Source organism: Pseudodesulfovibrio piezophilus C1TLV30, from assembly GCF_000341895.1.
In the GTDB taxonomy this organism is placed as follows: Bacteria; Desulfobacterota; Desulfovibrionia; order Desulfovibrionales; family Desulfovibrionaceae; genus Pseudodesulfovibrio; species Pseudodesulfovibrio piezophilus.
This window is the reverse complement of sequence record NC_020409.1, coordinates 2,466,943-2,480,552: the sequence shown is the minus strand read 5'-3', so window position 1 is coordinate 2,480,552 and position 13,610 is coordinate 2,466,943. Positions and strand designations below refer to the sequence as shown.

10 protein-coding genes are annotated in these 13,610 nt (G+C 51.0%); 6 read left to right on the top strand and 4 right to left on the bottom strand.

The annotated features are described in order from the left end of the window. Positions 1 to 20: 20 nt before the first annotated feature. The 3 genes from BN4_RS11665 (at position 21) to BN4_RS17765 (ending at position 1,690) form a co-directional block, all read left to right on the top strand. Positions 21 to 245, top strand: a complete 225-nt coding sequence (locus BN4_RS11665; protein WP_041720327.1) for a hypothetical protein — start codon at positions 21 to 23, stop codon at positions 243 to 245. 74 nt (positions 246 to 319) lie between these two features. Further along, on the top strand, positions 320 to 1,342 hold the full coding sequence (locus BN4_RS11660) for an HD-GYP domain-containing protein (protein WP_015415601.1): 1,023 nt from the start codon (positions 320 to 322) through the stop codon (positions 1,340 to 1,342). Between the two features lie 174 nt (positions 1,343 to 1,516). Continuing rightward, positions 1,517 to 1,690 carry a hypothetical protein gene (locus tag BN4_RS17765; RefSeq protein WP_157871364.1) on the top strand — a complete coding sequence of 58 codons (174 nt, stop codon included), beginning with the start codon at positions 1,517 to 1,519 and terminating at the stop codon, positions 1,688 to 1,690. On the opposite strand, the gene BN4_RS11655 is transcribed toward BN4_RS17765, so the two are convergent. Next, entirely contained in the window at positions 1,647 to 2,780 is a 1,134-nt protein-coding gene (locus tag BN4_RS11655) for an ABC transporter substrate-binding protein (RefSeq protein ID WP_015415600.1), read from the bottom strand. The two genes, BN4_RS17765 and BN4_RS11655, sit on opposite strands and share 44 nt — an antisense overlap. A 46-nt stretch (positions 2,781 to 2,826) precedes the next feature. Continuing rightward, a complete protein-coding gene (locus BN4_RS11650) occupies positions 2,827 to 3,846 on the bottom strand; it encodes a GGDEF domain-containing protein (RefSeq protein WP_157871362.1) in 1,020 nt (339 codons plus the stop codon). Between the two features lie 710 nt (positions 3,847 to 4,556). Between BN4_RS11650 and proV the strand changes: the two genes are divergently transcribed. Genes proV through proX form a run of 3 tightly spaced genes read left to right on the top strand, consistent with a single transcriptional unit; the run spans position 4,557 to position 7,657 of the window. Continuing rightward, entirely contained in the window at positions 4,557 to 5,777 is a 1,221-nt protein-coding gene (gene proV, locus BN4_RS11640; RefSeq protein WP_015415597.1) for a glycine betaine/L-proline ABC transporter ATP-binding protein ProV, read from the top strand. Then, positions 5,777 to 6,607, top strand: a complete 831-nt coding sequence (locus BN4_RS11635) for an ABC transporter permease (RefSeq protein WP_015415596.1) — start codon at positions 5,777 to 5,779, stop codon at positions 6,605 to 6,607. Before proV ends, BN4_RS11635 begins: the two co-directional genes overlap by 1 nt. Positions 6,608 to 6,628: 21 nt before the next feature. Then, complete coding sequence (proX, locus tag BN4_RS11630; protein ID WP_015415595.1) at positions 6,629 to 7,657, top strand: glycine betaine/L-proline ABC transporter substrate-binding protein ProX; 1,029 nt, start codon at positions 6,629 to 6,631, stop codon at positions 7,655 to 7,657. Between the two features lie 236 nt (positions 7,658 to 7,893). On the opposite strand, the gene BN4_RS11625 is transcribed toward proX, so the two are convergent. Both BN4_RS11625 and BN4_RS17255 read right to left on the bottom strand, forming a co-directional pair. Continuing rightward, positions 7,894 to 8,874, bottom strand: coding sequence for an HD-GYP domain-containing protein (locus BN4_RS11625; protein ID WP_015415594.1), 981 nt, complete (start codon positions 8,872 to 8,874; stop codon positions 7,894 to 7,896). Positions 8,875 to 9,039: 165 nt separating this feature from the next. After that, a complete protein-coding gene (locus tag BN4_RS17255; RefSeq protein ID WP_051053264.1) occupies positions 9,040 to 13,467 on the bottom strand; it encodes a PAS domain S-box protein in 4,428 nt (1,475 codons plus the stop codon). Positions 13,468 to 13,610: the final 143 nt, after the last annotated feature.

Sequence of the window (13,610 nt, the reverse complement as noted above, 5' to 3'; positions counted from 1 at the left end):
GAAAAAAGGAGGTCATATTCGTGAGCGAAACCTGGATCGCTGACCCTGTTTTCTGGATTTTCGCCCTGCCTGCCCTTGCCGCTTCCGGCTTGCTCATCCAAATGATTCTCAGCCTTTTTTCCTGTTGCGGCACATTCACGCTACGGGGCCACCCCATCCTGCTCAAATGGTGGATGATACCGGGCACGGCCCTGCTTTGCGGATTCTTGTGGACCCTTGCGGTTTCCTGGATTGCCTTCAGTTGATATTTGGGACTCGACGAGAAATCGTATCCAGGCTATAGGAAAAACTCTTTCTTGATAACCGGGGCTTGTAAAGCATGGCCGATGTAGAGAATAATACAAAATCCAGTAGGGATAATGACCCGGATAATCTGAGTACGGAAGACTATAATCAGATTGATCCGCATATTCTGGAATGCTTTCCACCCGTCAGGTACCCGGTGGACCTGTACGAATTCAGGGAATCGGCAGGGCTTCTCTCACGTATTTATACGGCTGGGGAAGATGTCTCAGGGGCACAGCGCGAACGATTTCGTGAACTCAGTGAAGACGGCGACCTCTTTTTTTCCCGTAAACAGATATCTCAGTACTCGGCCACGGTCGCTACCAATATCAAAATGGCGCTCAAGGACCCGAACCTGGCTTGGGAAGAAAAGTCCTCCATTCTCATCGGAGAGTTGAAGATCAGGCAGGATGATCTCTTCGACCACCCCATGCCAAGAGAACTGAAGGCACTCACTCAAACGCTCGAAACGCTCTGCTCCTATCTTTCCCGTTCGCCAAGCCATATCATGAAGATAGTCCAGCACATTCATGCTGACCTCAGTCCACCACGCCGCAGGGTTAATGCCTCGCTCATGGCACTGGCGGTCTATACCAAACTGCATAGGGAAGATCTGCACTCAAAAACACTGAATGCCGTCGCCCTCGGTTTTTTTCTCTATGATATAGGAATGACCAAGATATCGCATCTGATGCTCGGTAGAAAACAGAAATTGACACCCATGGAGCAAAGAACCATGCGGGGACATCCGGGCAAAAGCGACACCATCCTGACACGATTGAGTCTGATTCAACCGGAAATACGGGAACCGGCGCTCCAGCACCACGAACGCCTCAACGGAAGTGGGTATCCGAATAAGCTGAAAGGGAACGCCATCAGCCAACTCGGTCGTATCGTGGCCGTCACTGATACATACAGCGCCATGATAACCGACACTCCCCAGCGAAGAGGCTTTTCGACCGCCGAAGCCGCCGCCGAATTACTCAATCGGGAAGAACTGTACGACCCGGTCATCTGCCGGACCCTTGTCCGATTTCTCCAAACGATTCCTTCCTGAAGCAACCGCTCCACCCCTGCTCCGACACAATCGAACCATGTCACGAAACCGCTTCGAAATTGTTTTTCGGGCGTCACTCCCCTGTGACAAATAGGCTTGTGGGAAAGAGCAAAGACGGTACGCTGCCCCTTGATGAGAAAAATCGAACACACACCATACATCGAGGAGACACTCATGATCTGGCTGCAACACAAAAAATACACAACGGAATATATCTCCGAACAACTTGCCGACATCTGCTTCAAAGTCCGCCAGGAAACCCGCCGGATGGTCGTCATCGCCACCAGTGCCGTCCTGATAATGGTCAGTCTCCAGACCGCCTATCTTTTTGAGTTGCTCGGCTCCTGACCCAAACAACAACCAGAACAAGGATGAGACCTGCCACGGCAAACCCGTACCACACTGGAGAGACGCCTTCCACTATATCCGGGCTGGGGACTGGGTTGATCCCCTTTGCCCCCGGAGGTAAGGCATCTCTGCCCAGACCGAAGCGGGCCATGACAGTCTGGTCCAACACCACATCCAATTCAGGACTTTCTGGCAGCATCTCCTCTGCCCGTTCCCCGGAAAGCACCCGTTGGACCAAGTGTCCAACACGGAGGCCCTGCGTCTGGCCAGTCACAAACACCCCGCCAAGCACTCCTGCTCCCAGCCATTGATCGTTCAGGACATACACAGGTGCGTCACTGAGCCGGGTCACCTCACGAACAGCATCAGCCGGAAGAACCGGCTCCCCCGAATTGTCCACGGAAAAATCCAGAAACAGGACTGCTGCTGATGGCGGCACACTGGCAGCAACCCTGGCAAGCTGTGCCATATCAAGTCCATCGTCATCACCAGGTTCATATCCCGGAAAAATGAGCTGGGCGTGGCTGAAATACGGCTCCATGGCCTGCTCTACCTGCGACCGAAGTTCCCGGCTTCCCGGAGTGGCGTCAAGGATTCCCACCACTGTCTCTGTCGTCGGGACAAGAGAAAAGATCAGATCAACCGTCGCAGCGACTCCATCATGAAGGGGCACCCCGGTGCAATTGCCGCATTGACGCAAAAATTCCGGATTCGGCCTTGCTTGCCCACAATAGATCACGGGGGTACCGACATAAAGATCTTCGCGAAATTTTCGCATGAATGAAAAGGCCTCCGACCCATCAGTCACCACGGCAACGACAGAATCATCCGGCTGAGAAGAAAAAAGTTTTTGGAACTGATCGTCGTAGTGATCTTCGTCGTCAGTGGCTGTACCGAGGAACACTTCTGAAACACTGAAGTCGCTGCCAAGGGCGTCACGGATGCCCTGCATCAACGATGCAGTACGGCCATCACTTCTGTCTGTGGAATGGAGAACCATGACCTCCCCTGCCTCTCCTTGAGACGGAGTCAGGAGAATCACGAATAGGACAATCAAGAGAAACAGGAATTGGACACTTTTCAGCTGCATTGCCTCACAGTGTACCTCTCCGGGAGAATCCAGTACAGTCCCTTTTTTATGAAGGCCTCGCAGTGCAGACCTGATTACGCCCGGAATCCTTGGCTCGATAGAGTGCGGTGTCCGCCGCACGAACAAGTTGCCCTGCATCCCACCCTTTCTGCCACTGGGCAACCCCAATGGAAACAGTACATGAGACTTCGGCTTCAGTCAGCCGCCCCTCATTACGGATGCGAAACCCATACTGCTCGACATTGGTTCGCAATGCTTCAGCCTTGAGAACGGCGATATCCAGGGGCATATCCTGAATGACCACCACCAATTCTTCACCTCCGTATCGCGCCGGGAATCCGTTGTATTGGATGACATGAGCCGTTAGAATTCGGGCCAGGGCCCGCAAAACATCATCACCTGCCTGATGCCCATACGTGTCATTGACATTTTTAAAGAGATCGACATCAATCATCAGGAGGCAGAGGGAGCCGGGCTTTTTGCGTTGAGCCAGGATGGCATCATTCAAAAAGGCATCAAAAGCGCGCCGATTATGCAGCTCTGTCAAAAGGGGATCAAAATTTGCCGACCGTTCAAGCATTAAAGCCCGCGATTGCAGCAGCTTGGCTTCTTCTTTGAATTCAACGATCAATTCCTGAAACATCTGTCGAACCTTGGCAACGATGACGGACTGATCTTCACCGGACTCGATAACCCCCACAGTCTGCTCTTTAAAAGCGTCGAGCTTGCGATTCTGTCGCTCGCTGGACCCATTCATGGTATCGATGACCTCATTCATTTCATTCAACAATTGAGAGGCGGATCGTTTTTCCCTGGTCAGGGCATCCTCTAGATCCTGAGCACCGATCGTCTGCATGACGTACATATCAAGCATGGCGAGCACGACTTCGAAATGCTCCTCCGAAAAATCTTTCTTGGCCAGTTCTCCAAAAATTTCCCGTTGAATTTCCGCTTTCTTGTCATCTGTATAGATAGAAAGCCGACTCAACAGATTGCGCACGAAGAGGACTATGGATATCCAATCCGGGTCATTGCCAATACCAAAACGATCGAGGAGGCCTTTCATATTCCGAACGTCTTCACAGGTTTTCAATGCAATACTCCCTCTCAAAACGGTTCCCTTTTCCGAGTCCCAACAGACTGTATCTCATCCATCCATATAATATGGAAACCTTTATGGTAAAGTGTTATTTCATTACGATAAACTCATGCGACACAGGCAGGCTCTTCACCCATGAAAAAACACTGGCGGGAGAAGAAATCCTGCCCGTGTCGGACCACGTCATATCCTCAGAACCTCAAGAGTATGCATTTCACAAATCTGTGTTATGATTTTCGTTGTTTTTCTGTCACATAAGAGCTCATTTGACAGGGACTGGCATTTTATCTATCCTTACAATCGCGAGTTACATTTTAATGAACTGCCTGGAGACTCCTGCTCCAATTTTGAGACGACTGCGCAGAATTCGCATTAGAAAAGAAACAACGGACTCATAGTCAATACAAATACGTACTACTAAAGGGAAACACTACAGTATTGACTGCCATTTCTACGGTTTTCATTGTTACTTTTCTTCACTACATTATAATATGCCTTTACCTACTCTCTATCACATAAGAAAAATAGTAACATCATTTTCCGGGCAATCCCGCAATACCCTCCCTTGTGGCCTGCGAAAGCGGGTTCCTCCCTCCTGACTTCCTCCTCTCTGCCCACGCCTTTGACTTACGCCCCGTGTTACGGAGGCGGTTTTTATAATATCCTATGGAGATACCATGGAAAAGATTCGTGTAGAAAACCTTTACAAGATCTTTGGCAGCAAGCCTGCCAAGGGACTCAAAATGCTTCAAAACGGCCATGACAAGAAATCCGTTTTGGAGGAAACCGGCATGACCGTCGGCGTCTGTGATGCCAGCTTCTCCATTGAAGCGGGCGAGATTTTTGTCATCATGGGCCTTTCCGGCTCAGGAAAATCGACCATTGTGCGGATGCTCAATCGACTCATTGAGCCGACTGCCGGACGTGTCATAGTCGATGGTCAGGACGTCACGGCCATGAACAACGATGAGCTGGTCAAATTCCGCTTGCATAACATGAGCATGGTCTTCCAGTCCTTCGCCCTCATGCCGCACCAGACCGTTTTGGACAATGCCGCTTTCGGCCTGGAATTGGCAGGTATAGAAAAGGCCCAGCGCCATGAACGCGCTCTGGAAGCCCTGGAACAGGTTGGCCTGACTGGTTGGGAAAACCAGTACCCTGACCAACTCAGTGGCGGCATGCAACAGCGTGTCGGCCTGGCGCGCGGCCTCGCCGTGGACCCGGACATCCTGCTTATGGATGAAGCCTTTTCAGCCCTCGATCCACTTATTCGCACTGAAATGCAGGATGAACTGCTGAAACTCCAGGAAGAACAGCAACGCACCATCGTCTTTATATCACATGACCTTGATGAGGCCCTGCGCATCGGCGATCGTATCGCCATCATGGAAGGCGGCAATGTTGTCCAGGTCGGCACCCCGGATGAAATCCTCCAAAATCCGGCCAACGACTACGTGCGAGCCTTTTTCCGTGGCGTGGACCCGACCAATGTCATCAGCGCGGCGGATATTGCACGCGATACCCACCCGACAATCATCGTCACCAAACAGGGAAGCCTGCGCACCGCGCACGAAATTCTCAGTGGCAGCGAGCGTGAACATGGATATGTCCTCGACGCCCGCCACCGCTTCCTCGGCGTCATCTCTTCAGAAGGTATCAGAAATGCCCTTGAAGCCGGGATCCCCAACTCTCCCATCAGCCAGGCATTTCTTCCGGAAGGAACTGCGGTACGGATGGAAGATTCCATGCAGGACATTCTCCCCAAAGTAGCCGAGGCGTCCTGGCCCGTCCCGGTGGTCGATGAAAATGATGTTTATAAAGGAGTGGTCTCCAAAAACCGCTTCCTCAGAATACTCCACAAAACGGAAGTCAATCTTGAAACCGGAGTGAATGAATAATGTTTGAAGATGCAATCATACCCATGGATCAATGGGTGTCGGTCTTCGTGGAATGGCTGGTGGACAACTACCGGGAATTCTTCCAGACTCTCAAATGGCCCGTTGAACAACTTCTCAACGGTTTCGAGCATGGCCTCACTGCCCTGCATCCTGTCATCGTCATCGCCGTCATCGGCTTTGCCGCATGGAAGTATTCCGGCAAACGACTGGCCCTGTTTTCCATTCTCTCCATGGTCCTCATCGGCTGTCTTGGCCTGTGGGAAGAAACCATGATCACCCTGGCGATGGTCCTCTCATCCGTAATCATCTGTACTCTTTTCGGTGTCCCGCTCGGCATCATGGCCGGCCGGAGCGACACCTTTCAGACGGGACTACGCCCTGTCATGGACGCCATGCAGACGACCCCGGCTTTCGTTTACCTGGTGCCCATTGTCATGCTTTTCTCCGTCGGTAACGTCGCGGGTGTCCTGGCAACGATCATCTTTGCCCTGCCACCGATCATCCGATTGACCAGCCTTGGCATTCGGGGAGTCCATCCCGAACTCATCGAAGCTGCACAGGCCTTTGGAGCGACCCGCTGGCAGGTTCTGGTCAAAGTCCAGATTCCCCTGGCCCTGCCCACTATCCTGGCCGGGCTGAACCAGACCATCATGATGGCTCTTTCCATGGTCGTTATCGCCGCCCTCATCGGTGCAGGCGGTCTCGGATCACCCGTCATCTACGGTCTGAACACCCTTGATATCGGTCGCGCCGTCGTTGGCGGTCTCGGCATTGTGCTCATGGCCATTGTTCTCGACCGCATCACCCAATCCATGGCTAAAAAACAGTAAATAAGAATCTAAGGAGGTTCCATGAAACTGATGAAAACCACCCTCGCGGCACTCTGCATCCTCATGCTCGCGACCACTGCAATGGCAATGAACATGACACCGGGAGAAGGTGTCACCCTGCGCCCGGCCCGTGCAACCTGGAACACTGGCTTCTTTCAGGAAGTCCTCATTCGTAAGGGAATGGAAGAACTGGGATACAAAGTTGCCAAGGTCAAAGACCTCGCCAACCCCATCTTCTACAAATCCGTAACCATGGGCGACCTCGACTACTGGGCGAACGGCTGGTTCCCCATGCACGATGCCCAGTTGCCAAAGAACTTTGATAAATACGCACAGAAAATCGGGTACGTCGCCAAGGCCGGTGGCCTTCAGGGATATCTTGTTTCCAAACGCGAAGTGGAAAAATACAACATCAAATCCCTTGATGACTTCAAGCGCCCTGAGGTCCAAAAAGCATTTGATACCAACGGCGACGGCAAAGCTGATCTGACTGCCTGCCCTCCAGGATGGGGATGCGAAAAGGTCATTTCCCACCATATGAAGGTCTATGACCTGAAAGACCACATCAACCCGGTCAAGGCCGCCTACGAAGCAGGAATGGCTTCTGCCCTGGGTAACTACAAATCCGGCAAGCCCGTCTTCTTTTATACCTGGACCCCAAACTGGACTATCTTCAAATTCAAGCCCGGCAAAGACGTCATGTGGATCAATGTCCCTGAGATCAACCCGACTGAAGCACAGGCCGGAGCCAAGGACCGCATGACAGCTTCCGATGTTGTCGGTGCCGTGTCCAATCCGCTCAAGGCAGGCTTTGTCGTCTCCGATATTCGTGTCGTGGCCAACAAGAAATTCCTCGCCAAGAACCCCGCTGCTGCGAAATTCCTCGAGCTCTTTACCCTGCCGCTGGTCGATATCAGCGAACAGAACACCAAGATGAATCAGGGTGAAAAATCCGACAAGGACATCGCCCGCCACGCAGACGAATGGATCGCCAAGAACAAGGCAACCTGGGAAGGTTGGATAAAAGCCGCCCGCCAAGCTGCTGAGTAAACTTCCACAGTATGAAGACAAAAGCCCCGGACAGTTCTCTGTCCGGGGCTTTCCTTTTTGCATTCCCACGCATTCTCATTTGAAAAAACCCGGAAGGCCATATGAAACCATACAGTCTCCGCCCCCTCTCAAAACAAGAGATCAGGCACGCGAGACACACACCTCCAGAAAGTGCAGGGAAACCACCAAAAAAGATAGAAAATCATTGAGCTGGAATACGAGAATATTTCGAAAGATCAGAGAAGATCCGCACCGCTTAAAACAGCCACGAATTGCTTGAAGACGTTCATATCCAAGGCATCCCGCATGTCATGCCTCATCAGCGTCAAGGCTTCATAAGGTTCCATGCCTTCGGCATAGGGGCGTTCCGTGGTCAGGGCATCATAGACATCGGCCAAGGAAATTATCCGTACCGGCATGGGAATATTATCGCTTTTCAGCCCTGCGGGATATCCTGTACCATCGAGTTTCTCATGATGGAAAAGAATACAGTTGATCGTGTTCTGAGTCATGGGCAGATGGGCACACATGGAGACCCCATGAATCGGGTGTTCCTTGACGATCTCACGTTCGGCCTGGGTCAGAGAGCCTCGCTTGTTGAGAATACGCCGGGGAATCTTGGCCTTGCCGACATCATGAAGCAGTGCGCCAAGACCACATTCAAACACTTCACTGTCAGTCATGTCATAACTCTGAAAAACGGCAACCGAATAGATGAAGACATGCATGCAGTGCGTATATGTCTTGTAATCATGTGAAATAAAAGGAGCGATTGCTGAAAGGGAGTTGTCTGAAGCCAAAAACGAGATGGAGTTCTTGACTATATCCGTAATCCGGTCGAAATGCCTCGCCCGCAGAGCGCTCGGAAGCTTGCGGTCAAAAACATCCTGCATGACGACAGCGGATGCTTCATAAAAAACTTTTGATCGAACTTCGATGGGAAGTGTTTCATCAAGTAGAATCTTCCCCAGATTCTGCTCTATATACCGTTCATACTCAGGTTTTTCCGAGCTTTGAATGTAGATTTCCTTGACATCATTCTGGTGGAGTATCTGGCGATGACGGAGAGTGAACTGCTGACCCGATTGGGTGTAAAGGACAAAGTCCCCTCCTTGCCAGAGGTAGACTGCAAAGTCCCCTAGAGCCTCCGGGAACAACATGACCGGAGAGACGGGAAAATAGGATACGGGCCGGGCGGCTCGAGTATTTGTATCCATCTCCTTCACATATAATAATCAACCTGTGAAGGCTAGCAAAAATGGAGATATTTTCTAGATTGTTAAGTGAAGATAACAGTCTCACGTTTTGGCACCAAACCATTTCCCACTCAACAAGGAGGATATGTTGAAGAAAGCAGTTCAGGCTTCTTTGCTTTCTCCCTCTTATTGAATTGACTTCCCCTTCCTGGTGAACAGGCGAGCGATGGTTGAACTTATCTCATCCAGTTCCACGGGCTTGGCAATATACTCATCCATACCACTATCAATGAACACTTCCCTATCCCCAAGCATTGCGTGAGCAGTCATGGCAACAATGGGAATCTCGGGATTAATTCCTGAACCGGGCTTGGCCGCCCGGATTCTGCTTGTCGTTGCGACACCATCCATACCAGGCATTTGAATATCCATGAATACGGCGTCAAAATCCTCATTTTTCAATTTTTCCAATGCTTCCCATCCATCACAGGCAACGTCGGAATCATGCCCCAATTTGGCGAGCATTCGCGCAGCAAGAATGCGATTCACGCGATTATCTTCCACAACCAGGAACCGCTTGCCCGAACTTCTATCGGGGAAATTCCCAAGGGACTCGGCCAAAGACATGGACTCGATCCCGAATTCCATGGTCAAATACAAGGCCGTGCCACGCCCCTCTTCCGTATCTATGGTCAAGGTGCCGTTTAAAAGATCCACCAATCGTTTGACGATACCAAGTCCCAATCCTGTTCCCTGATGTTGCCTGACATATGATCCGTCCACCTGAGTGAATGGCTCAAAGATATCTTCAATCTTGTCGTCAGGGATGCCGATACCCGTATCCTCGACACAGATGAGCAACAACAATGTCCCCGCGTCCCTTTTCTGCCGCAGGATCTGTGCAAAGATGCCGACATGCCCGTCAGTGGTAAATTTCACGCCATTCCCAACCAGATTGAAAAGGATCTGCCGCAACCTGCCCTTGCCACCTACCAGAGGTTCGGGGATTTCATCAGGCAGGTCGAGAACCAGATCAATCCCCTTGTTTCTGGCCTGTCCTCTGAATGTCATCAGAACATCCTGCACCAGCTGGGAAAAGGAAAATGGCTCGGTCACAACTTCAAGTTTACCCGCCTCTATTTTTGAAAAATCCAGAATATCATTGATAATAGAAAGCAGGCTCCGCCCTGAACTGAGGGCCGTGTCAACATAATCCCGCTGTTCTTCCGTCAGGTCAGTTGTCTGAGCGAGTTGCAACATACCCAAAACACCATTCAACGGTGTCCGCACCTCATGGCTCATATTGGCAAGAAATTCACTTTTCGACTGACTGGCCGCCTCGGCAAGTTCCTTTGCCTTCAGAAGATCCCGCTCATTTCCCTTACGCTCTATGGCCAAGGCTATCTGCTCTGAAACCGAAATAATCATGGCCGCGTCCTTGGAGGAGAATTGATCCGGGTCGTCATAGGACTGAACAGCCATCACCCCCACGACTTCACCCTTGATCTTCAGGGGAACCCCGAGCCAGACTCTGGAGCACGTACCGATCATGTCTTTGTTCTCGACCCCATTTGCATCAAGAATATCCTGCCGATTTCGTATAACCAAACCATATGCAGCCGAATTATCCGGGATATAAACACTCTTCGCCTGAACTTTCCCGGTTGTTACCAAATGGGGCATCCCGGTACGAATAACCTCGGCAGAAAGGCTTTTTTTCCCATGCTGGCGGAGGTCGAGAACATGTCCTTTGAGGTCATCTTTCTCATCCTCGAAGTAAGAAAATTCCAGCATCTGCTGATCTTTGTCCAAAAGGGCAATAAAAAAATTGGTCGCATTGATGGTTCGACTGAGGATCGCGTGAATTCGTTCATAAAATTCATGAAGGTCTGAGGTAGAACTGACGGCATTGGAAATCTGATAGAGCATATTGGCCACTATTTCATTATGCCGACGCTCCGAGATATCAAGGATGGTCCAGATGACACCTTTTCTCAAATCCGTCCTATCCACTGGTTGGGCATAAAGGTGTACCCATATCCAGGTGGCATCAACCCGACGAAAGGACCGCTCCGACTGAAAGGCACCATGAACGATAAGGTTATAGACACAACGCCTGCGAAAACTCATGTAGCTCCGCTCGGAAAGGAAAAAGGCAGAGGGAGACCGGCCAAGGATATCTTTCGGCTCATAACCGAAAATTTCTGCCCCGCGCTTGTTGATGCGCACAATCTTGTCATCAAGGAACAACCCGATTCCCACGATAGTATTCTGCTGAATGGCCTCCATTTCATCCAAAGCTTCACGCAGCCGATTCTCATCACGTTTTCGATCCGTGATATCCGTAATGGACACGATGGATTGGTCAGTTCCCGGAAGGACGCTGGCTTCCAGAAAGACATGCCGCAACTCCCCGCTTAACGACATGAATCGAAATTCATACCGGGAGATATGCCCTGGTGCACGGACCAATGTCTCTTTTCGCTGCTCCATGAATTTCTTGTCTTCATCCGCAACAAACTCGTTCCAATGAATTCGCCCTTCAATATCACTGGCCGGGGCTTCAAAAAGGTCGAGAAAACGTTGATTGGCCTTGGTAACAATCCCCTCTTCATCGACAAGAATCGTCGCTGCGCCAGAAGACTCAAACACGGCCCTGTACCGTTCCTCGGTTTCCCTGCGCTCATTCTCTGCGCGAATCCTCGGGCTAATATCCCGCACAATAGCGACATACCCCCTTTCTTCTCCATCTGCACGGGGTGGAATAGCCGAGATGGTAGTTTCGGTCGGTATTGCCATCTTCGCGCTATTGGCGAATGTCCAATCTCCCATCCAGGCTCCCTGACTTTCCAAAATCGGCATAACGGTTTTTCTGAAAAGAACAAAATCCGGGGTGGAGACAAAAAATTTCCTCATGTCATGTCCCATGACCGCCTGTTGATTGAAGCCGAACTTGGCGATGGCCGATGTATTCATGCCAAAGACGTGCAATCGGCTGTCAAAAAGAACGATGGGGTCCAAGGAGCTTTCGAAGATGGTTCTGAAATGTTCCCGGCTTTCCAGTATCTCCGCTTTGGCCTCCAGCGCTTCAGTAATATCCTTGGAGACCGTGGCAACATGAGAAACTTGACCATCAGAACCGAAATACGGGTACATGCTGACTTCATAATCACGGGGAGATTTCCCGGAAAAAGAAAAGCGCGCTTCATATTTGACAGCCGTGCCGGATAGGCACTGGGTAAAGTACGGTTGAATCCCTTTGGTGAAGGACTCCTCTCCCCAAACATCGGTCATGGAATGGCCGAGAATGGCCTCTTCACTCTTCCCATGTTGATCCAGATATGCCTGGTTCGCCGCCTCATAGAGAAATTCCCTGTTACTTAGAGTCATCATGTCATGGGAGGCATTGGCTATGAATTTGAATTTCTCCATCGCTTCTTCCAAATCTTTGCGCTCTGTCAGATCGGAAAAGGAAATGCTCATCACACGGTTGCCATCCAATTCCATGGATGATGCCGATGCCAGCGTCCAGAGATGTGTTCCGTCAAACCGGCGCACCTCGACCTCTTCATCGGACAAAATACCGTTTTGAAGCACACCGGCCTTCAGCCTCTCCCACAGCGCATGATCAGGATAAAACGTCATGGTGGACATACCGACAGCTTCTGTCGGGTCCACTCCGAAATATTCTGCTCCCCGGTGATTGACATAGACGCATGAACCGTCCTCGATATCGGCGATGATGATGGGGAGGGGGGAAGATTCGAGAAGGGAACGGAACCGTTCCTTGCTTGCCCGCAATTCCTGCTGACTCTCCTTCTGACGGGTAATATCACTCAAGACACCGACAATGCCGTTGGGCTGTCCTTCCAGATCCCGGAACAGGGCCTTGCGCACCAAAATATCCCGAACCACGCCACCAAATCGGGTACGCTGTTCAAATTCCTGATTCTTGGTTCCGAAATAGAGTTCCTCATCCTTGCGAACATACATATCCCGTTCACCAGGAGGGGCAATATCCTGAACCCGTTTGCCTATTATCTCTCCGGCCGACAATCCCACCAAATCCTCGAAAGCCTTGTTGCATCCGAGATAGACCCCATCACGTCCCTTATAAAAAATCTGATTCGGAACCGCATCGATAACAGTCTGAATAAACTCCAACTGCCCCTTCAAGGCAGCTTCTGCCTTACGTCTTTCGGCGATTTCCCGATCAAGGCGCTTCCGCTCCCGAGCGACTGACTCGGACCGTTCAAGCCCTTTGGTCAGAGCACTGTCCAATTCGGACAGGAAGTCCTCTCCCTTGGTGACAAAATCCCAAGCCCCGTTTCGCAAGGCCTTGATCGCATCCTCTATTTGACTGTCTCCGGTTATCACGATCAGGGGTATCTCCGCTGAACGCCCAGCCAGATCGACAAGGACCTCATGTCCGTCCATCTCAGGCATACGCAAATCCACCAACACCACATCCGGCAGATTGTGCATGAACAGCTCGATTCCTTCAGGTCCGCTGTCTGCCTCGACAACATCATACCCCTTCTTGGCCAGGTGAACCTGGACCAATGCCCTGAATGTCGGGTTATCGTCTATAACCAGCACCTGTGAACTGCTCACCCTGTATACCCCTCTGGCTTTGTCTCCCATTATCAGCACTTGTACTGCAAAAGGAAAAAGGATTTAATTATAATACGACACAGTTCCACACCCCAGCTTGTCTCCCCGCGTCGAACCGCGTAGAGAGTCACAAAACCCGATCC

Excerpts from the sequence above, each read along its gene's own strand:
- BN4_RS11650 (WP_157871362.1), bottom strand. The coding sequence starts at position 3,846 with ATGAAAGGCCTCCTCGATCGTTTTGGTATTGGCAATGACCCGGATTGG.
- BN4_RS11660 (WP_015415601.1), top strand. The coding sequence starts at position 320 with ATGGCCGATGTAGAGAATAATACAAAATCCAGTAGGGATAATGACCCG.
- BN4_RS11635 (WP_015415596.1), top strand. The coding sequence starts at position 5,777 with ATGTTTGAAGATGCAATCATACCCATGGATCAATGGGTGTCGGTCTTC.
- BN4_RS11625 (WP_015415594.1), bottom strand. The coding sequence starts at position 8,874 with ATGGATACAAATACTCGAGCCGCCCGGCCCGTATCCTATTTTCCCGTC.
- BN4_RS11655 (WP_015415600.1), bottom strand. The coding sequence starts at position 2,780 with ATGCAGCTGAAAAGTGTCCAATTCCTGTTTCTCTTGATTGTCCTATTC.
- proV (WP_015415597.1), top strand. The coding sequence starts at position 4,557 with ATGGAAAAGATTCGTGTAGAAAACCTTTACAAGATCTTTGGCAGCAAG.
- proX (WP_015415595.1), top strand. The coding sequence starts at position 6,629 with ATGAAACTGATGAAAACCACCCTCGCGGCACTCTGCATCCTCATGCTC.
- BN4_RS17765 (WP_157871364.1), top strand. The coding sequence starts at position 1,517 with ATGATCTGGCTGCAACACAAAAAATACACAACGGAATATATCTCCGAA.